We start from the raw sequence: 18,360 nt of genomic DNA on the forward strand, positions 1-18,360 counted from the left end.
ACCACCCCTAGACTGACGGCAATGGACCTTTCACCTGATCCGCAACTGCCGGCGCACGCCGAGGTGCATCCGACCCTGCGCGAACCGGCCAATCGGGTCGATCCACGCGCGAAGACCCTGTGGCGCATCGGCCCGCTCGTCCTCGGCGTACTCGGCGTTGCCGCCGCCGTCGTCGTGGCCGTCGCGGTCGGCGAGGCGCGATGGATCGCGGCGCTCGCGGCCGTCGTCATCGCCGTCCTGGCCGCTGTCTACGCCGCGGTCGTCCCGCAGTGGCGCTACCGATTCCACCGGTGGGAGGTCAGCGACGACGCGGTGTACTCGCAGTCGGGATGGTTCGTCCGGCACCGCGTCATCATCCCCATCGCCCGGATCCAGGTGGTCGACACCGAGGCCGGCCCGATCGAGCAGTTCCTCGGCCTGGCGACGCTCACCGTGACCACGGCCTCGTCGGCGGGGACCATCCACATCGCCGGCCTCGACGCCGAGGTCGCGCGGGCGACCGCCGCCGACCTGACCATCCGCACCCAGGCGTTCACCGATGACGCGACCTGACCGGTTCGTCGTCGACGGGCCCGACGACTGGCACCGGCTGTCGCCCTGGATGATGGCGGTCAAACCCGTCGAGTTGCTGCCCTCGCTGGTGCCGGTGGTGATCGCGCTGGTCTTCGCCGGTTCGGGCGCACCGCTGTTCACGCTGATCGCGACCGCGGTGATCGTGCCGTTCGTGACGGTGGTGCCCTGGCTGACCACGCGTTATCAGGTCACCGACGAACACGTCCGGGTGCGCAGCGGACTGGTCACCCGCAAGGTCGCGACCGCGCGCCGGGACCGGATCCGCAGCGTCGACCTCACCGCCTCCCCCGTGCACCGCGTGCTGAAACTGCAGAAGGTCAAGATCGGTACCGGCGGCGACGACGAATCGTCCGCGGTCGTCCTGACGGCACTCACCGCCGACGAGGCGCGGGCGCTGCACGACAACCTGATGGCGACCCGCGCACATCGGGGGCCGTCGTCGGCGGCCCTCGGAGCCGCCCCCGCCGATCCGACCGCTCCGGAGCCCGACGCCGAGGTCCTGGCCCGGTTCCAGTCGTCCTGGTTGCGCTACTCTCCCTTCTCCGTCGCCGGCCTCGCGCTGGCCGCCGGTGCGGCCGGTCTCGCTGCCCAGATCGCCAATGACGCCGGCGTCTTCACCGAGGGGATCGGCATTGCGCGCGACGCCGTCGACGCGGTACGCGAGACCGCGATCGGCCTCGTCATCCTGGGGGTGTGTCTCGTGGTCGTCGTCGTCGGCGGGGTGCTCTCGGTCTTGGGTTATGTCCTGAACTACTGGAACTTCCGGCTCCTCCGCCACCCGGACGGGACGCTGCGCACCGAGCGCGGCCTGCTGACGACCAACGCGATCAGCTTCGACGAGCGGCGCATCCGAGGCAGTCACCTCACCGAGCCGATCCTCATGCGACCGCTGAAAGGCGCTCGGCTCCAGGCGATCGCGACCGGCAGCACCAAACACCCGCTGCTGCTCCCGCCGGCGCCGATCGACGAGGCCATGCGCGTCGCCGGTCTCGTCACCCACGAACGAACCGAGCTGACCACCCCGCTCGTCGGACACGGGACCACCGCCCGACTGCGTCGCCTCAACCGCGGATTCCTCAGCGGGGCTGCCGCACTCGCCGTCATCGGCGTCGCCGTGGTCACCCACGCCATCCCGGCCCCCTGGCTCGCGGTGGGTGTCGTCGCGGTCCTCGGCTCGACCGCACTCGGCATGGTCCGCGCCCGCCATCTCGGACACCGGTTGACGGCTCGTTCGGTGGTCATCGCCCCGCCGAGCGTCGCCCGGCAGCGCGTCGTCGTCGACCGGGACGGCGTGATCGGCTGGGCGAGCCGCACCTCACTGTTCCAGCGTCGGGCCGGCGTGACGACGCTGATCCTCGCCACCGCCGCGGGCGCCGAACACTACGCACTCGTCGACGTCGACGAGGAGACCGCGGCGGGCGTCGCCCACGAGGTGTCGCCCGGCTGGATCCGACCGTTCCTGACGTCGTGACCGAGCCGGACGGCAGGTCGGGCTCGGTCAGGTCAGCGGCAGACCGACTGCCGCGGCGAGCAATCCGAGCACCGCGCAGACGGCCAGGGTGCGGAGCACGGACTGCTTGAGCGGGTAGATCAGGACGAAGGCGATCACGGTGATCACCACCGCGAGCGGCCGCAGGGTGTCGAGGTGTGGGACCGCGAGGTTCAACGGTCCGGCGGTGACGACCGTGGTGTCGCGGAAAAGCGTGTGCAGGGCGAAGTAGAGCGCGAGATTCGCGATCACACCGACCACCGCCGCGGTGACACCGTTCAGGGCGGACGTCAGATGCCGGTTGTTGCGCAGCTTCTCGATGAACGGCGCCCCGAGGAAGATGAACACGAAACTCGGCACGAACGTGACCCAGGTGGTCAGGAGTGCGCCGATCGTCGCCGCGAACCAGGGATCGAGTCCCCCGGGATCGCGGTAGGCGCCGAGGAACGCGACGAACTGGACGACCATGATGAGCGGGCCGGGCGTCGTCTCGGCGAGTCCCAGACCGCGCACCATCTCGCCGGGGCTCACCCAGCCGTAGACGTCGACCGCCTGCTGGGCGATGTAGGCCAGGACGGCATAGGCACCGCCGAAGGTGATCAGCGCGGTCCAGGTGAAGAACGTGCCCTGCTGGGTGAACACACTGCCCGTCCCGGTGGTCGCCACGACGATGCCCATCGGGACGACCCAGGCCAGGACACCGACGCCGAGCACGATCCCGGCGCGCCGCCAGCTCGGGGATGCCGTGTGGATCGCGTCGTCGGCGATGATCGGCGCGGGCCCGTCGTCGGCGACCTCCTTCTGGGCGGCGACGACACGGCGGCCGGTCAGCCAGCCCAGGACGCCGGCCACGGCGATGACTATCGGGAACGGGACGGCGAAGACCGCCAGGGCGATGAACGCGGCGACCGCGATCGCGATCTGCACCGGCCCGGTGAGCGCCCGTTTGCTCACCCTCGTGACCGCCTGGGCGACGATGGCGAGCACCGCAGGGCCGATACCGGCGAACAGGGCCGCCACGATGGTCGTCGCGCCGAAGGCGACGTAGATCGCCGATAACCCGAGTATCGCGATCACCCCGGGCAGGACGAACAGGATGCCCGCGATCAGCCCACCGGCGGTTCCGTTGAGCAGCCAACCCACGTAGATGGCCAATTGCTGGGCTTCGGGCCCGGGCAGCAGCATGCAGTAGTTGAGGGCATGGAGAAACCGGCGCTGGCCGATCCAGCGCCGGTCGTCGACAAGTGCTCGCTGCATCACCGCTATCTGACCCGCGGGACCCCCGAAGGTCTGCAGCGAGATCAGGAACCACGCGCGGGTCGCGGTACGCAGCGAGACCCCCGCCGTCGGGTCGACGTGGTCACCCGACTCGACGGCCGCCTTCCCCCCGGTTTCCGACGGACCGTCCGAACGTCTCGACGCATCCGAACCCCCGGGTCGACCGGATCTCTCCGACATCGCCACTCGCACCCCTTCCACAGGCACCGACGTGCCCACATCGCCGCGATCGTGCGGCACCCAGCAGATGCAACCACGGTTACAATCGGATTGTCCAGGGTTGAACGCGCGGTGAGCGGTGGGTCACGACATCGACCGCTGGTGCATGATCGGATGGCAGCCGAGGAGGTGCTGGAGTGTCCGAAAACTGGGTGATGCTCGTGTATCGGGTTCCCCGAGAGCCGTCGACGCCGCGGATCGCGATCTGGCGCAAACTCCGGAAGTACGGCGCCTATCAGCTGACCGATGGGGTGGTACTGCTTCCCGCGAGCGCCCGGACCCGCGAACAGCTCGAGTGGGTGGCCGAGGATGCGGTCAGCGCAGGCGGATCCGGCGAGGTCTGGTCGGCCGCGCCGACCAACCGGGCCGAGTTCGAACGCATCCGCGCCGAACTCCAGTCGGCCCGCGGAGCCGAGTACGCGGAGATAGTCGTCGAGGCGAAGCAGGCGGAAGACCATGCCGACCCCGCGAAACAGCTCGGCGTCCTGCGTCGCAGGTTCCGTGAGATCACCCGCCGGGATCATTTTCCGACCGAGTCGCGCGAGACCGCCCGACAAGCACTTCGCATACTGGCCGACCGGCTCCTCGAGACCGAACCGGCGAGGCCGTCGTGAGGTGGGCGACCCGGGCCGGCGTACACATCGACCGGGCGGCGTGCGCGTGGCTGATCCGCCGATACGTCGATCCCGCCGCCGAATTCGTCTTCGTCACCAGCGCAGACGAAATCCCCTCGGATGCAACGCCATTCGACATGCGCGGTGTCGAACTGGGCCATCATGACGGCGACTGCACGTTCGAGACGATCCTGAAACGGTACGAACTCACCGACCCGGTCCTGTGGGCGATCGCAGAGATCATCCACGAAGCCGACATCGAAGACGACCGCTACGACGCTCCGGAAGCGCCGGGCCTCGACGTCGTGTTGCGCGGCCTCTCCCTCATCGGCGACGACGAACACACGCTGTCGGTCTCGGATGCCGTTTTCGACGGTCTGCACGAGTACTTTCGCCAACGCACCCTCACCGGCCGCGAACCGTCATAGTCAGCCGCGGGGCGCGTCGGAGCACCCCGTGAGACGATTCGCCAAAACCGTCCGACCCACTTTGTCGCTGTGGTAGACATCACAGCAGATAAGTCAACGCTGACTGTTCTCCACCGTCGCGGACAGTCGTCGACAAAGGGGGTCATGGGGATGTCGGACGCCACTTCCACTTCGAAAAGCAACTCGCCGAACAGCTTTCCGCGGCGGTCCATGCTGCGCGGATCGGCTGCCGCCGCAGTCCTGGCCGGTACCGCGGTGGCCCTACCGGGCGTCACGGTCCCCTCGGCGCGGGCGGTGCCACGACACGGCACCGGCCGCGGACGCGACGTCGCGATCTTCGGCGGCGGGATGGCCGGCCTCTCCGCGGCGCATGAACTCGTCGAGCGCGGTTTCACCGTCACCGTCTACGAGCCGTCGCGACTCGGCGGCAAGGCCTATAGCCACGACGTCCCCGGCACCGCAAGGGGTGGTCGCCTCGCTCTCCCCGGCGAGCACGGTTTCCGGTTCTTCCCGGGTTGCTACCAGCATGTGCCGGACACCATGGAGCGAATCCCCTCCGGCAACAGCAACGTTCGTGACCGTCACCTCATCAACGTCGAGTCGGCGGTCATCGCCTTCGACGACGCCGGGTATGCCCCGACCACCGCCCCGGCATCGATCATGGGTTTCGTCCAACACGCTAACGAGATCGTGACGCTGGACAACCTGCGCAACGCGTTCATGACCGGACTCAAGTTCGTCGTCGATGTGCCGCCTCCCGAACTCGCGTTCTTCGTCACCCGCGAGCTGATCATCGCGACCAGTTGCACCGAGCGTCGAATCGGCCAGTGGGAGAATCAGTCCTGGATGCAGTTCGTGAAGTCCAAGGGCAAGTCACGGGCGTATCAGCGATATCTCGTGGGCGCCCTCACGCGAGCGCTCGTCGCGGCCAAACCCGACACCGCGTCGGCACGCACCATCGGTCAGATCGGCTTGGCACTGGCCACCTCGGCGACCGGACTCATCAGCGGCTACGACGCCGGGCTCGTGCACGGCGGTGTCGACCGAATCCTCAACCGTCCCACCAACCATGCATGGATCGACCCCTGGGTCGCCCACCTCCGCGGCCGCGGGGTGCGCTTCGAGATGGGGACCGGCCTCACGCGATTGAACCTCGCCGGCGGCCGCATCACCGGGGCGCAACTGAGCTCGGGTGCGTCGGTGGATGCCGACTGGTACGTCGCCGCGATGCCGATCGACCGGCTCCGTCCGCTGCTGTCGCCCGAACTGGTCGACGCCGATCCGTCGCTGGCCGGTATCCATGCGCTCAAGGACGACTGGATGGTCGGCATCCAGTACTTCCTCTCCCGCCGCGCCGACATGCCGCCGAGTCACATCGCCGCGCTGGGAACCCCGTGGGCGCTGACCGGCCTGTTCCAGGCGCGGCCGTGGAACGTCGACTTCGGGCGTACCTACGGGGACGGACGCGTGAAAGACTGTCTGTCCATCGACATCTCGGAATGGGAGAAGCCGGGCATCCTCTACGGCAAGCCCGCCAAACAGTGCACCCGGCAGGAGATCGCACGCGAGGTGTGGGCGCAGATGAGCCGCGCGATGAACTCCGGGGCTCGCAAACTCCTGCGCTCGGAGGAGATCGTCACCTGGTCCCTCGACCCCGGGATCTCCTGGTCGCCGTCCATCGCCAACGCCACCCCGCTCATGGTCAACACGGCCGGCTCGTACAAGAACCGGCCGCACGCCCACACGTCCATTCCGAATCTGTTCATCGGCGGCGACCACGTCCGGAGCAACATCGACCTCGCCACGATGGAGGGCGCCAACGAATCCGGGCGCCGGGTGACCAACGCGATCATCGCGGCCGCCGACAGTCCCGCCCCCGCGGCGACCGTGTTCCCGCTCTGGGAACTGCCGATGCTCGAACCGCTGAAGCAGATCGACCGCGACCGATACCGGGCGGGACTCCCCCACATCCTCGACGTGTGACGCGTCGATGAGCCGCGCCGCGCCGAACTACGATGCCTCCGTGACCACCTCTCCCGGCGCCGCCCGGCGGGCGCGGCAGCAACGCAGCGGGGTCACCCAGACCCGCATCCTCGACGCCGCGATCCGCGTCCTCGTCGACCGCGGATACGCCGCGGCGAGCACGGTGGCGATCCAGAACGAGGCGGGCGTCAGCCGCGGCCGGTTGTTGCACCACTACCCCTCGCGCGACGTGCTGCTGATGGCGGCGGTCGGACACCTCGCCCGGACCCGCATCGCCGAACTGCCCAGCCGCGTGGACTGGCCGGCCGACCCGATCCAGCGCATCGCGCTCGCGACCGATGTCGGGTGGTCGACGTTCCACCAGCCGTACTTCGTGGCGTCGATGGAGCTGTGGGTCGCGGCGCGGACGAACACCAACCTGCGGACGGCCCTCCTGCCGACCGAGCGGGAGATCGGCCAGACCGTGCGCCGCGCAGTGGCCGGTTTCCTCGGTCCCGAGCTGACCGCGTCGCCACGCTACGCCGACCTCTATCCGCTGCTCCTGACCAGCATGCGCGGCGCGGCGACCACCTACCTCATCGACCGTCGCGACCCGCTGACCGATCCACACCTCCCGCTGTGGCGCGACCTCACCCGCGTCTACCTGCTCGGCGACAGCGCCTCGAGCAGCCGGTCGACGAACGGCGCCTGAGCGGGGTTCAGCCTGGTCCGCGCGGCATCGGTCGAGCACCACTCGGCGCGATCGATCTCGGGGAACGCCTGCATCCGGCCGGAGCGGGGCGGCCACATCAGATCGAAGGTGTTGCTGACGACCGTCGCCACGTCGAGGTCGCCTTCCACGGCGAACCCGGTCACGCGCTTGCCGCTCTTCAGGGTGACCTCGCCGAGTTCGATCGGCGGGCCGTCCGGAACCGGGCTGCCGATCTCCTCGGCGTACTCACGCCGGGCGGCGGACCACTCGTCCTCTCCCGGTTCGACGAGGCCCTTGGGCAGCGACCACGACCCGGCGTCGGGCTTGCGCGCCCAGATCGGACCACCGGGGAACACGAGCAGGACCTCGACACCTGTGTCGGCGCCGTCCGCCGACGTTCGGCGATAGAGCAGGATTCCCGCGCTGCGGCGGGACGAGGTGGAGGTCACGGATACATCTTGGCGGAAACCTCGCGGACATACGTCTGCACAGTCGCCGAAACGTGGGAACCGTAGAACTGAAGACCATGTCGATTCTCGATGTCGTCCGGAACGGGAGGGCCGCCGTACACCCGGTGGACGAGATCCCGCCGTTCGCCCGCCTCTTCCCACTCGGCCTGCAGCACGTCCTGGCCATGTACGCCGGAGCCGTCGCGGTACCTCTCATCGTCGGCGGCGCGATGGTGGGTGCCGGACAGCTCGAGCAGGGCGACATCGTGCACCTGATCATGGCCGACCTGTTCGTCGCCGGGATCGCGACGATCCTGCAGGCCGTGGGCTTCTGGCGGTTCGGCGTCCGCCTCCCGCTCATGCAGGGCGTCACCTTCGCCGCCGTCGGACCGATGATCACGATCGGGACGTCGTATGGGATCACCGCCATCTACGGTTCGGTGATCGCCTGCGGTGTGTTCATGATCGCGGTCGCGCCGATCGTCGGGAAACTGATCCGGTTCTTCCCGCCACTGGTCACCGGGACGATCATCCTCATCATCGGCGTGTCCCTGATGCGGGTGGCGGCCGGCTGGTTCGGTGGCGGCACCGCCGCGGGTCCCGACTTCGGCGACCCGAAGAACATCGCCTTCGGATTCCTGACGCTCGCCGTCATCGTCGGCATCGAACGCTTCGCCCCCGCCGCGATCCGCCGGGTGTCGATCCTGCTCGGTCTCGCGTTCGGCACGGTCATCTCGATCCCGTTCGGGATGACGCACTGGGATCAGGTCGGCGAGTATCCGTGGGTCGGCATCCCCCAGCCGTTTCAGTTCGGCGCGCCCACCTTCGAGGTCAGCGCGATCATCTCGATGATCATCGTCGGGGTCGTGATCATGACCGAGACCACCGGTGACATCGTCGCCGTCGGCGAGATCGTCGACAAGAAGATCACCCCGCGCAAGCTGGCCGACGGCATGCGCGCCGACGGTCTGGGCACCGCGCTCGGCGGCGTGTTCAACACCTTCCCGTACACGGCGTTCGCGCAGAACGTCGGCCTGGTCGCGATCACCGGCGTCAAGACCCGGCACGTCGCGACGTGCGCGGGCGTCATCCTGGTCGTCCTGGGCCTCCTGCCCAAGATGGCGGCCGTCATCGAGGGCATCCCGCTGCCCGTCCTGGGTGGGGCCGGCGTCGCCCTGTTCGGCATGGTCGCGGCCAGCGGCATCCGGACGCTCGCCAAGGCGAAGCTGAACAACACCAACATCCTGGTCGTCGCGATCTCGGTCGGTGTGGCGATGCTGACCGAGGCGAAGATCTACTACACCGATCGCGAACTCGGTGAGGCGCCGGTCGACGTGGTCCTCGATCTCTACTCACAGTTCCCCGACTGGTTCCAGACCATCTTCCACTCGGGGATCTCGGCCGGCGCCCTCACCGCGATCGTGCTGAACCTCCTGTTGAACACCCGGAGCGTCTCCGCCGACCCGGTCGACTACCACAACACCGGGGACATCGCGGTGGTCGGCGCCCCGGGCGGATCGACCGACCTCTCCGGCGCGGACGGTGTGCGCGCCGCCGCCTTCGACCCGCGCGACGCACTGGCGGCCGCCGACCCCGACACCCCGGCCGACACCCTCCGTTATCTGGCCGAGCACGACGCGTCGCTGCACCCGTTCATCGTCACCAACCCGGCGACGCCCAAAGACCTGGCCGATCACATCAAGGGCCTCGGCGACCCGAAGGTGTTGCGACTCTTCGACACCTGGGACGGTTACACCTCGGGTGGATTCTCTCGTCGCGGGTCCTGACCGGATGGACTCACCCGGTCGCGGACCTCACCCGTGCTGCTTCGCGTAGTTGCTGGCGCCGTAGAAGTCCACGAGGACCACGGGGTCGTCGCCGACCACCCAGGCGTCGTGGCCGGAGGGCAGCGAGGTGATCTCGCCGGGTCCCGCGTCGAACTCGGTTCCGTCCGCCATCACGACGTGTAGGACACCGGCGGCGTGGTACTGGAAGTGCGGCGCCTCGCAGAGTTCGGTGCCGGCCATCGGTTTGACGTCGACCGACCATCGCCAGCCGGGCTGCAGGGTCATCCGGCCGATGTCCGAGTGCCCCACGTTGAGTACTTCGATCTGGCCGTGTCCGAAGGTGCGGACCTCGTCGGGTTCGGCGAAGGCGCGGTGTTCGGTCCGGTGCTCGGTGCTGGTCATGATCCCTCCCGGTGATCGCATGCGAATCCCCCGGCCCACGACAACACTAGGCCCGCGACCTTGCGGTTGAACTGCGACGACCGCACGATCGCGCAACGGTGTCCGTCCCTCGAGTCCCGGCGCGCTCGCACGGGTTCGGCCTATCGTGGAGCCCATGTCCCCCAGACACGACCCCGAGCCGCCAGACGACGACGGGCGCATCATCGACCCCGACGTGCCGCACGAATGGCCACATGACTCCGCGTTCGCCTTCGGCGATTCGGCGCCGATCGGTGAGACCGACCGCCTGGCCCGCGAACGCGCGGCCTACGACGCGGCCAGCCACGGCAGCGATGTCAACCGCGGTCACGCGCTCGGCGGTTCCGCCGGAACGACCGAGGGGCAGTAGATGGAGGTGCTGTCCAGCCGGGTGCTCCTGCTCTCGGCCGATCCCGAACGCCTGCAGTCGTTCTACCGCGACCGGCTCGGGCTGCCGATCCATCGCGAGTATCCGGGCGGCGTGGTGTTCTTCGCCGGCAACGGGCTCATCGAGATCTCGTCGCACATGAAAACCGATGCGCCCGCCCCGGCGAGCGATTCGGTTCTCTGGCTACAGGTCCGGGACGCCGAGGCGGTCGCCATCGAGTTCCGCGAGAGCGGGGTTCCCGTGACCCGCGAGCCGCGTACCGAGCCCTGGGGTCTGATCGAGATGCACGCGACCGACCCGGACGGCCGCACCCTCGTCGTCGTCCAGATCCCAGCCGATCATCCGTTGCGCAAGGACACCCGGTAGACACGGACACCGGTCCGATCGGTGGCCGAGGACGTGGACGCGCCATGACAGACTGGACGCCATGAGTTCCTGGAACGCGCCGACCGTCACCGGTGGACACGATGCGCCCAGCGGAGGCGGCCTCGATGCCCCCGCCGAAGGCGGCCTCGATGCGACCGTGGAGTTGCCGGGTTCCAAGTCGATCACCAACCGCGCACTCGTCCTCGCCGCCCTCGCCGACGGACCGTCGACCGTCCGCGGAACCCTCCGGAGTCGCGACACCAACCTGATGCTCGCCGCGCTCGAGGCACTCGGCACCGAGATCCGGATCGACCCCGCGAGCGAGACCACGGTGTCCGTCCTGCCCGGACCACTCCACGGCGCCGCGGTGGATTGCGGACTCGCCGGGACCGTGATGCGTTTCCTGCCACCGGCTGCCGCGCTGGCCTCCGGTCGCGTGCTCTTCGACGGCGATCCCCATGCGCGCGAACGGCCGCAGACCACCATCCTCGACGCCCTGCGCGGGCTCGGTGTCGCCGTCGACGGCGATCGGCTGCCCTTCACCATCGACGGCACCGGTTCCGTCCCGGGCGGCGAGGTCACCATCGACGCGTCCGGATCCTCGCAGTTCGTGTCCGGACTCCTGTTGTCGGCGGCGCGATTCGACGCCGGCGTCGTGATCCGGCATGACGGGCCGCCGGTCCCGTCGACCCCGCACATCGACATGACGGTGGAGATGCTGGCGACGGCCGGCGTCGTCGTCGACACCTCTGTCCCCAACGTCTGGAGTGTCGCGCCGGGACCCATCGCGGCCGTCGACTGGACCGTCGAGCCCGATCTGTCGAATGCGGCCGCATTCCTCGCCGCGGCGGCCGTCACCGGCGGCACCGTTCGGGTGCCGTACTGGCCGGCGGTGACCACCCAGCCGGGAGCGCGCATCGCGGACGTCCTGGCCGGGATGGGTTGTGCCGTCGAGCATCTCGACGGGACGCTGTCGGTCAACGGACCCGCGGTGCTCAAGGCGGTCGACCTCGACCTGCGCGACATCGGCGAACTCACCCCCACGATCGCCGCACTGTGCGCACTGGCCGACGGGGAGTCGGTGCTCTCCGGGATCGCGCATCTCCGCGGGCACGAGACCGATCGGCTTGCCGCACTCACCACCGAGATCACCCGCCTGGGCGGGACGTGCGCCGAGACCGACGACGGCCTCCGCATCATCGGCACCGCGGGCGCACCGCTGCACGGGGGCACGTGGGAGTCCTATGCCGACCATCGGATGGCCACCGCGGGCGCGATCATCGGCCTCGTCACACCCGGCGTGACAGTCGCCGACATCGAGACGACGAGCAAGACGCTGCCCGATTTCCCGGGTATGTGGCAGCGGATGCTGGGGCGTGCATGAGTTGTCGAGGACGGGCGCGCCGTTGAGTCGCCGCGCGGCGAGCTACGACGAATCCGACGTTCGGGTTCGTCCCGGAAAGGGCACCCGACCGCGCACCAAGACGCGACCGTCGCATGACGACGCCGAGCAGGCCATGGTGGTGTCGGTGGACCGGGGCCGCTGGGGCGTGGTGCTCGACGGCGACCCCGCCCGGCGGGTGGTCGCGATGCGCGCCCGGGAGCTGGGACGCACTCCGATCGTCGTGGGCGACGACGTCTCCGTCGTGGGTGACCTGTCCGGACGGCCGGACACGCTGTCGCGCATCGTGCGCGTCGCCGAGCGACGAACCGTGTTGCGCCGCACCGCAGATGACTCCGATCCGTATGAACGGATCGTGGTGGCCAACGCCGATCAGCTCCTCATCGTGACCGCCATGGCGGACCCGCCGCCGCGCACCGGCTTCGTCGAACGCGCGCTTGCCGCGGCGTATGTGGGCGGACTGTCCCCTGTCCTGTGTCTGACCAAGTCGGACCTCGCCGATCCGGCCGAGTTCACCGCCGCATTCGCCGATCTCGACCTGCCGGTGGTGTGCGCGGGGCGTGACGACCCCCTCGACGAGATCCTGGCGACGCTACGGGGCCAGATCACCGCGTTCATCGGCCACTCCGGGGTGGGCAAGTCCACCCTGGTCAATCGCCTTGTGCCCGATGCCTATCGAGCGACCGGCGTGGTGTCGGGCGTCGGCAAGGGCCGGCACACCTCCACCCAGTCGGTGGCCCTGGCACTGCCGGACGACGCGGGCCCGCGCGGCTGGGTCATCGACACACCCGGCATCCGGTCCTTCGGACTCGCGCACGTCGGACCCGACGACATCGTCGCCGCCTTCGACGACCTGCACGCCGCGATCGAGGAATGTCCGCGCGGCTGTACACATCTGGGCCCACCGGCGGATCCCGAGTGCAGGCTGGACGAACTGACCGGTCACTCGTACCGCCGCGCCATGGCGGTACGCCACCTCCTGGTGGCGGTCAGCGGTGGCGACGGCGATGTGGCCGAGGAGCCGCGGACGCCGGAGGGGTGACCGGACTGATCGTCACCGCCGACGACGACGGGCGCGCAGCTCGCGGATGGCGGTCTTGAGGCCGGTCGCGCGGGGAGCCATCCCGGCAAAGCGCTTCTCCGACGCGGTTTCCGGGGCGTCGTCGGCGGTGTCGCGCAGGAACGAGTCGGGCAGCGCCAGCTTGTTGATGGTGCGCAGAGTCTGAAGATACTGCACCACAATCGATCCCGTGGTGTACGGCAGGTCGTACTTGTCGCACAGTGCCCGCACGCGCACCGCGATCTCGGCGTACCGATTGCTCGGCAGGTCCGGATACAGGTGGTGCTCGATCTGGTAGCAGAGGTTGCCGCTGAAGAACGCCATCGCCGGGCCGGCGTCGAAGTTCGCCGTACCGAGCATCTGCCGCAGGTACCACTGGCCCGGTGTCTCGTTCTCGAGCGTGTCCGCGGTGAACTTCTCCGCGCCGTCCGGGAAGTGCCCGCAGAAGATCACCACGTAGGCCCACACGTTGCGGATGAGGTTCGCGGTGAGGTTGGCCGTGAGGGTGTGCGTGAAGTTCGGTCCCGACAGCGCCGGGAACAGGACATAGTCCTTGGCGAGCTGCTTGCCGACCTTGCGCGCGAAGACCTTCAACTGCGGGACGGCGACCTCTCTGGGCTTCTTTCCCGAGATCGCGTCCTTGATGTCGAGGTCGTGCAGGCCGATGCCCCACTCGAACAGTGCGGCGAGCAGGATGTTGGTGACCGGCTGGAGAAGCTGCTTGGGCTTCCACGGTTCGTCGCGCGTGACGCGCAGCGTCTTGTAACCGACGTCGTGGTCCATGTCCAGGACGTTGGTGTACTTGTGATGGATGTAGTTGTGGGAGTGCTTCCAGTGCGGGGACGCGCACACCATATCCCATTCCCAGGTGGTCGAGTGGACCTCCGGGTCGTTCATCCAATCCCACTGCCCGTGCATCACGTTGTGCCCGAGCTCCATGTTCTCGATGATCTTCGAGAGTGCGAGCGCCCCGGTGCCCAGCAGCCACAGGGGCCGCGAGCGGCTGCCGAGCAGCGCGACGCGGCCCGCGACCTCCAGGGCGCGATGCGCGAAGATGGTGCGCCGAAGATATCGGACGTCACGCATGCCGCGGTCCGCCTCGATCTCGCGGCGGAGCGCGTCGAGCTCGGCACCGAGTGCTTCCACGTCGGCGTCGGTCAGATGCGCGTACTCGTTGATATCAGTGATTGCCATTGCGCCTCATTATGCCCCTGCCGGGGCCACTGCCTCGTTCTCGCTGACTGTCGGTCGCCTGACCTGGGCGGATCAAGCGGCCCGCTCGTCGGAACGGACGTCCGACGCGTCGATGTCGGTCCGGGTCCGACGGGACCGGAGCGCACGCGGCACGGTACGGCTCCCCCGTCGGGAGCGAAGCGACGCGATGGCCGAACGCAGTCCCCGGCGCGCACCGGTCGCCTCGTCGATCGTCGCCTGCAGTCGCGCACCTTCGGGAAGCCCCTGCTTGAAGCGACGTTCCGAGGCGGTCTCGGGAGCATCGTCCGCGGTCGCCGACAGGAACTTGTCCGGCAGCGAGAGCTTGGCGATCGTCCGCCACGCCTTCGCATACTGCACCGGGAAGGGCCCCGAGGTGTAGGGCAGGTCGTACTTGTCGCACAGGGCTCGCACGCGCACCGCGATCTCGGCGTACCGGTTGCTCGGCAGGTCCGGGAAGATGTGGTGCTCGATCTGGTACGACAGGTTGCCGCTCATGAAGGCGAGCGGGAACCCCGCGTCGAAGTTGGCGCTGCCGAGCATCTGCCGCAGGTACCACTCCGCCTGCGTCTCGTTGTCGATGTCCTGCTTGGTGAACTTCTCCGCACCGTCCGGGAAGTGCCCGCAGAAGATGACGGCGTTGCTCCACACGTTGCGGATGACGTTGCCGAGCGCGGTCGCGGTCGCCGCCTTGGCGTAGGCGCGGCCGTACCCGACCTTGTGTCCGGTCGCGGCGCTGACCAGCGCCGGGTATGCGAGATAGTCCTTGGCGACCTGCTTGCCGATTTTCGACAGCACGTCGTTGCGGTTGCGCCGGAACTCTTCTTGCGCCTCGGGGGTCTTGCGCTTCTTGCCGAGTTCGAGGTGCTGCACCGCGACGCCGTACTGGAACGCCAGCGCGAGAATGGTGTTGTAGACGAGGTTTCCGTAATTGAACGGACGCCACCGCTGATCGCGGGTGACGCGCAGGAGACCGTAACCCACGTCGTCGTCCATGCCGAGCACGTTCGTGTACTTGTGATGGATGTAGTTGTGGGTGTGCTTCCAGTGCGCCGACGGGTCGGTGTTGTCCCACTCCCACGTGGTGCTGTGCACCTCCGGATCGTTCATCCAGTCCCACTGCCCGTGCATCACGTTGTGCCCGAGCTCCATGTTCTCCACGATCTTCGCGACGCCGAGCGTGCAGGCACCCGCCCACCAGGCCGACTTGCGGGTCGACCCGAACAGCAGCACGCGACCGGTCATCTCCAGGCCACGCTGGAATCGGATCGTGTTCCGCAGGTAGCGCGCGTCGCGCTCGCCGCGATCGGCTTCGATGTCGGCGCGGATCGCGTCGAGCTCGGCGCCCAGGGCAGCGACGTCGGATTCGGTCAGATGTGCGTATTCGGGGATGTCGGAGATCGCCATGTGTGGTTCCCTTCGCCGGTGGTCGGTCGGTTGCGCGCGTGCTGAGGTGCGCCTGTCGACCGCTGCCTACGCCTACGTTTCCGTAACTTACGCAAGCGTAGGTTGGCGGCGCCGTCGTGTCCAGTGAGTGTGACGAACCTGGGCTCGGGCAGTCGAGAACGAGCTCGGGCGATCGAGAACGAGCTCCGTCGTGGGACCGCCCGGGCGCACAGTCGACGAAAGCCGCGGTCCGGTCAGTTGTTGCGGTGGGCCTCGTAGTCGTCGCAGAACAACTCGAAGCCGACGAGATCCTCGAAGACGCCGTCGGATCGGGCGGCGAGCTTCTGGGTGCCGAATTCGCGGAAGCCGGCGTTGCGGGCGAGCTTCTTGCTGCCCTCGTTGCTGTCGGCGGCGAAGAGGGTCAGGCGACGGAATCCCAGCTTGTCGAAGGCGTATCGAACCGCAGCCGGGAACGCTTCGGCGAGAACACCTTTCCCGCGCGCCTCCGGGTGCGTGTAGAAACCCGCCTCGGCTCCGGTGACCTCGTCGATGTGCAGGAGGGTGATGTCGCCCAGATAGTCGTCGGTCTCGCGGTCGGCCACGGCCCACGTGCACGTCGTGCCCTGCGCTGCGGTCCACCATTTGCGGAGACGCTCGGCGGCGGCATGTTCGAGCTCCAGCGGGTCGGGCCGCGCGAAGAGGTACTTGCGCGACGCCGGGTCGTCGAGCGTCTCCCGGATCCGGGGGTCGTCGGACTCCGCGAGCGGCCGGAGACGGAATCGCTCCGTCTCGAAAACGTCTGTCCGCCAGTCGGTTTTCGGGTGTTGCGGATCGTCCGCGTGCAGCGATCCCACCCAGGCGTCGCGAATGTGACCGCGGACCTCGACGCCGTTGCGCACCGCGGCGTCGAGACGGAAGCCGCACGAGTGGGCCACCCGCAGCGCGTCGATGTTGCCGGCCACGGTCGTCCAGCGGACGACCTCCTTGCCTGCCTCGCCGAACGCATAGTTGACGGCGAGCAGGACGGCGCGCTTCATCACGCCCCACCCGCGGGCGTCGGGATGCAGGTCGTAGCTGAGCCGCGTCAGCGGGCCCTCACCCTCGATGTCGACGGTGCCGACGAATCGCCCGTCGAATTCGACAGCCCACAGCATCCGGGTGCCGTTCGCCCAGCTCCGCGGTGCATAGTCGAGCGCGAAGCGCTCTGCTGCCGCACGGCTGTACGGAGCGGGGATCGGGGTCCACCGCATCATGGCCGGATCCGCCGCGAGTTCGACCATCCGATCGAGATCGTGGGGCTCGTGCGGCCGCAACGTGACCCCTCCGTCACTCAGGACGGGGATCGGGCTGGGGACCGGGGCCTCAGCTCTCACTGGTGCCTTCGCCGGCGTTTCCACGGGCCGGTTTCCTCTCACCACGCACGTCGTTCACCCTACCGGGTCACTGGTCGGCACGAGCGGCACGCGGGGAACTGCCTGGTCAGACGTCGAGTGTGCAATCCCCCGCCGCGGCGCTGACACAGGTCTGGATTCGTTCGCCCTCGACATGTTCGACTCCCGAACGCAGATCGCGCACACATCCCTTGTCGAGCATGACCACACAGCTCTGACAGATACCCATCCGACATCCGAAGGGCATCATCGCGCCCGCCGACTCCCCCGCCTCGAGCAACGTGGTCGCGCCGTCGACGGCCGCCGACTTCCCGGACCGCGAGAACGTGACGGTGCCGCCCTGGGCCCCGACGACGCCGCGCTCGAGCGCGAACCGCTCGATGTGCAACCGGTCGGCGAGATGCGCATCCGTGTACAGACGCTGCAGGCCGTCGAGGAAACCGGCGGGGCCGCAGGCCCAGGTCTGACGATCGCGCCAGTCGGCACACAGGGACGGCAACACCTCCGGGGTGATCTGCCCGTCCGATCGCGTGTACTGCACGTGCAGATCGACGATGCCGTCGGCCGCCAGGCTCTCGAGCTCGTCGGCGAACAACAGGTCGGCCGGGGTCGGTGTCGAGTGGACGAGCCGGATGTCGGAGCGCTGGTCGCGGTGCCGGACGGTGCGCAGCATCGAGATGATGGGCGTGAGACCGCTTCCCGCGGTCACGAACAGCACCTTCTCCGGCAGCGGGTCGGGCAGGACGAATTCGCCGCGCGGCGCCGCGAGACGAACGACGGTCCCCGGCTGCAGACCGTTGACCAGGTGGCTCGACAGGAATCCCTCGGGCATCGCCTTGACCGTGATCGAGATCGTCTTGTCGTCCGCGGATGAGTCGGGGGTCGAGGTGAGCGAATAGGAGCGCCACGCCCAGCGCCCCTCCATCAAGACGCCGATGCCGACGTACTGGCCCGGGGCGTAATCGAAGGAGAAGCCCCACCCCGGCCGGATTCGGATCGTCGCGGTGTCCTCGGTCTCCCGGGTCACGGAGACGACCTTGCCGCGCAACTCTCGCGCCGACCACAGCGGATTCGCCAGGTGGAGATAGTCGTCGGGGAGAAGCGGGGTCGTGATCCGGGTGAGCGCGGCCCGAACCCATTGCGAGCCGCGGCTGCGCGCCGCGACCCCCGAAACCGGTTCCTCGAATCGTTCGAGCAAGCCCATCTCACAAACCGCCTTCGACG

The 18,360-nt window shown here is 68.6% G+C and carries 18 protein-coding genes; 11 read left to right on the plus strand and 7 right to left on the minus strand.

What is annotated here, in order from left to right:
- Positions 1-21: 21 nt before the first annotated feature.
- Both BCM27_RS18375 and BCM27_RS18380 read left to right on the plus strand, forming a co-directional pair.
- Positions 22-552, plus strand: coding sequence for a PH domain-containing protein (locus tag BCM27_RS18375; RefSeq protein ID WP_004023487.1), 531 nt, complete (start codon positions 22-24; stop codon positions 550-552).
- Entirely contained in the window at positions 539-2,044 is a 1,506-nt protein-coding gene (locus tag BCM27_RS18380) for a PH domain-containing protein (protein WP_004023488.1), read from the plus strand. The genes BCM27_RS18375 and BCM27_RS18380 overlap by 14 nt, the downstream gene beginning before the upstream one ends.
- A gap of 27 nt (positions 2,045-2,071) precedes the next feature.
- Here the strand turns inward: BCM27_RS18380 and chrA are convergent, their stop codons facing one another.
- Positions 2,072-3,526, minus strand: coding sequence for a chromate efflux transporter (chrA, locus tag BCM27_RS18385; protein WP_004023489.1), 1,455 nt, complete (start codon positions 3,524-3,526; stop codon positions 2,072-2,074).
- Positions 3,527-3,696: 170 nt separating this feature from the next.
- On the opposite strand from chrA, the gene BCM27_RS18390 reads away from it, so the two are divergent.
- From BCM27_RS18390 to BCM27_RS18405, 4 genes are all read left to right on the plus strand, one after another.
- Positions 3,697-4,173 (plus strand): Chromate resistance protein ChrB, encoded by a 477-nt coding sequence (locus BCM27_RS18390; protein WP_004023490.1) that lies wholly within the window; start codon positions 3,697-3,699, stop codon positions 4,171-4,173.
- Positions 4,170-4,601 (plus strand): chromate resistance protein ChrB domain-containing protein, encoded by a 432-nt coding sequence (locus tag BCM27_RS18395; protein WP_004023491.1) that lies wholly within the window; start codon positions 4,170-4,172, stop codon positions 4,599-4,601. Before BCM27_RS18390 ends, BCM27_RS18395 begins: the two co-directional genes overlap by 4 nt.
- 210 nt (positions 4,602-4,811) lie before the next feature.
- The gene (locus BCM27_RS18400) at positions 4,812-6,584 is read left to right on the plus strand and encodes a hydroxysqualene dehydroxylase (RefSeq protein ID WP_004023492.1); all 1,773 of its coding nucleotides are present in this window, start codon (positions 4,812-4,814) and stop codon (positions 6,582-6,584) included.
- A 40-nt stretch (positions 6,585-6,624) separates the two neighbouring features.
- Positions 6,625-7,275, plus strand: coding sequence for a TetR/AcrR family transcriptional regulator (locus BCM27_RS18405; RefSeq protein ID WP_033205172.1), 651 nt, complete (start codon positions 6,625-6,627; stop codon positions 7,273-7,275).
- On the opposite strand, the gene BCM27_RS18410 is transcribed toward BCM27_RS18405, so the two are convergent.
- On the minus strand, positions 7,224-7,724 hold the full coding sequence (locus tag BCM27_RS18410) for an NUDIX hydrolase (RefSeq protein ID WP_004023494.1): 501 nt from the start codon (positions 7,722-7,724) through the stop codon (positions 7,224-7,226). The genes BCM27_RS18405 and BCM27_RS18410 overlap by 52 nt on opposite strands.
- Before the next feature lie 77 nt (positions 7,725-7,801).
- Between BCM27_RS18410 and BCM27_RS18415 the strand changes: the two genes are divergently transcribed.
- Entirely contained in the window at positions 7,802-9,511 is a 1,710-nt protein-coding gene (locus BCM27_RS18415) for a nucleobase:cation symporter-2 family protein (RefSeq protein ID WP_033205169.1), read from the plus strand.
- 27 nt (positions 9,512-9,538) lie between these two features.
- Here BCM27_RS18415 and BCM27_RS18420 read toward each other — a convergent pair whose 3' ends face one another.
- Positions 9,539-9,913, minus strand: coding sequence for a cupin domain-containing protein (locus BCM27_RS18420; protein WP_004023496.1), 375 nt, complete (start codon positions 9,911-9,913; stop codon positions 9,539-9,541).
- A 154-nt stretch (positions 9,914-10,067) separates the two neighbouring features.
- Here BCM27_RS18420 and BCM27_RS18425 point away from each other — a divergent pair, with 154 nt between their 5' ends.
- The 4 genes from BCM27_RS18425 (at position 10,068) to rsgA (ending at position 13,129) form a co-directional block, all read left to right on the plus strand.
- The gene (locus BCM27_RS18425; RefSeq protein WP_004023497.1) at positions 10,068-10,301 is read left to right on the plus strand and encodes a hypothetical protein; all 234 of its coding nucleotides are present in this window, start codon (positions 10,068-10,070) and stop codon (positions 10,299-10,301) included.
- Positions 10,302-10,685 (plus strand): VOC family protein, encoded by a 384-nt coding sequence (locus BCM27_RS18430; RefSeq protein ID WP_004023498.1) that lies wholly within the window; start codon positions 10,302-10,304, stop codon positions 10,683-10,685.
- Positions 10,686-10,746: 61 nt separating this feature from the next.
- On the plus strand, positions 10,747-12,069 hold the full coding sequence (gene aroA, locus BCM27_RS18435) for a 3-phosphoshikimate 1-carboxyvinyltransferase (RefSeq protein ID WP_004023499.1): 1,323 nt from the start codon (positions 10,747-10,749) through the stop codon (positions 12,067-12,069).
- Positions 12,070-12,091: 22 nt separating this feature from the next.
- On the plus strand, positions 12,092-13,129 hold the full coding sequence (gene rsgA / locus BCM27_RS18440; protein ID WP_004023500.1) for a ribosome small subunit-dependent GTPase A: 1,038 nt from the start codon (positions 12,092-12,094) through the stop codon (positions 13,127-13,129).
- A 12-nt stretch (positions 13,130-13,141) separates the two neighbouring features.
- Here the strand turns inward: rsgA and BCM27_RS18445 are convergent, their stop codons facing one another.
- The 4 genes from BCM27_RS18445 to BCM27_RS18460 form a co-directional block, all read right to left on the minus strand.
- Positions 13,142-14,341 carry a fatty acid desaturase family protein gene (locus BCM27_RS18445; RefSeq protein ID WP_004023501.1) on the minus strand — a complete coding sequence of 400 codons (1,200 nt, stop codon included), beginning with the start codon at positions 14,339-14,341 and terminating at the stop codon, positions 13,142-13,144.
- 72 nt (positions 14,342-14,413) lie between these two features.
- Entirely contained in the window at positions 14,414-15,766 is a 1,353-nt protein-coding gene (locus tag BCM27_RS18450; protein WP_004023502.1) for a fatty acid desaturase family protein, read from the minus strand.
- A gap of 233 nt (positions 15,767-15,999) precedes the next feature.
- Positions 16,000-17,142 (minus strand): GNAT family N-acetyltransferase, encoded by a 1,143-nt coding sequence (locus tag BCM27_RS18455; RefSeq protein WP_004023503.1) that lies wholly within the window; start codon positions 17,140-17,142, stop codon positions 16,000-16,002.
- Positions 17,143-17,224: 82 nt separating this feature from the next.
- Positions 17,225-18,340 (minus strand): ferredoxin reductase, encoded by a 1,116-nt coding sequence (locus BCM27_RS18460; RefSeq protein WP_004023504.1) that lies wholly within the window; start codon positions 18,338-18,340, stop codon positions 17,225-17,227.
- Positions 18,341-18,360: the final 20 nt, after the last annotated feature.

This window comes from Gordonia terrae (assembly GCF_001698225.1).
In the GTDB taxonomy this organism is placed as follows: Bacteria; Actinomycetota; Actinomycetes; order Mycobacteriales; family Mycobacteriaceae; genus Gordonia; species Gordonia terrae.

What these genes read in the sequence shown, in the direction of transcription:
- aroA (WP_004023499.1), top strand. Translation starts at nt 10,747, where the DNA reads ATGAGTTCCTGGAACGCGCCGACCGTCACCGGTGGACACGATGCGCCC.
- BCM27_RS18445 (WP_004023501.1), bottom strand. Translation starts at nt 14,341, where the DNA reads ATGGCAATCACTGATATCAACGAGTACGCGCATCTGACCGACGCCGAC.
- BCM27_RS18420 (WP_004023496.1), bottom strand. Translation starts at nt 9,913, where the DNA reads ATGACCAGCACCGAGCACCGGACCGAACACCGCGCCTTCGCCGAACCC.
- BCM27_RS18400 (WP_004023492.1), top strand. Translation starts at nt 4,812, where the DNA reads ATGCTGCGCGGATCGGCTGCCGCCGCAGTCCTGGCCGGTACCGCGGTG.
- BCM27_RS18375 (WP_004023487.1), top strand. Translation starts at nt 22, where the DNA reads ATGGACCTTTCACCTGATCCGCAACTGCCGGCGCACGCCGAGGTGCAT.
- BCM27_RS18430 (WP_004023498.1), top strand. Translation starts at nt 10,302, where the DNA reads ATGGAGGTGCTGTCCAGCCGGGTGCTCCTGCTCTCGGCCGATCCCGAA.
- BCM27_RS18425 (WP_004023497.1), top strand. Translation starts at nt 10,068, where the DNA reads ATGTCCCCCAGACACGACCCCGAGCCGCCAGACGACGACGGGCGCATC.
- BCM27_RS18460 (WP_004023504.1), bottom strand. Translation starts at nt 18,340, where the DNA reads ATGGGCTTGCTCGAACGATTCGAGGAACCGGTTTCGGGGGTCGCGGCG.
- BCM27_RS18415 (WP_033205169.1), top strand. Translation starts at nt 7,802, where the DNA reads ATGTCGATTCTCGATGTCGTCCGGAACGGGAGGGCCGCCGTACACCCG.
- BCM27_RS18450 (WP_004023502.1), bottom strand. Translation starts at nt 15,766, where the DNA reads ATGGCGATCTCCGACATCCCCGAATACGCACATCTGACCGAATCCGAC.
- BCM27_RS18380 (WP_004023488.1), top strand. Translation starts at nt 539, where the DNA reads ATGACGCGACCTGACCGGTTCGTCGTCGACGGGCCCGACGACTGGCAC.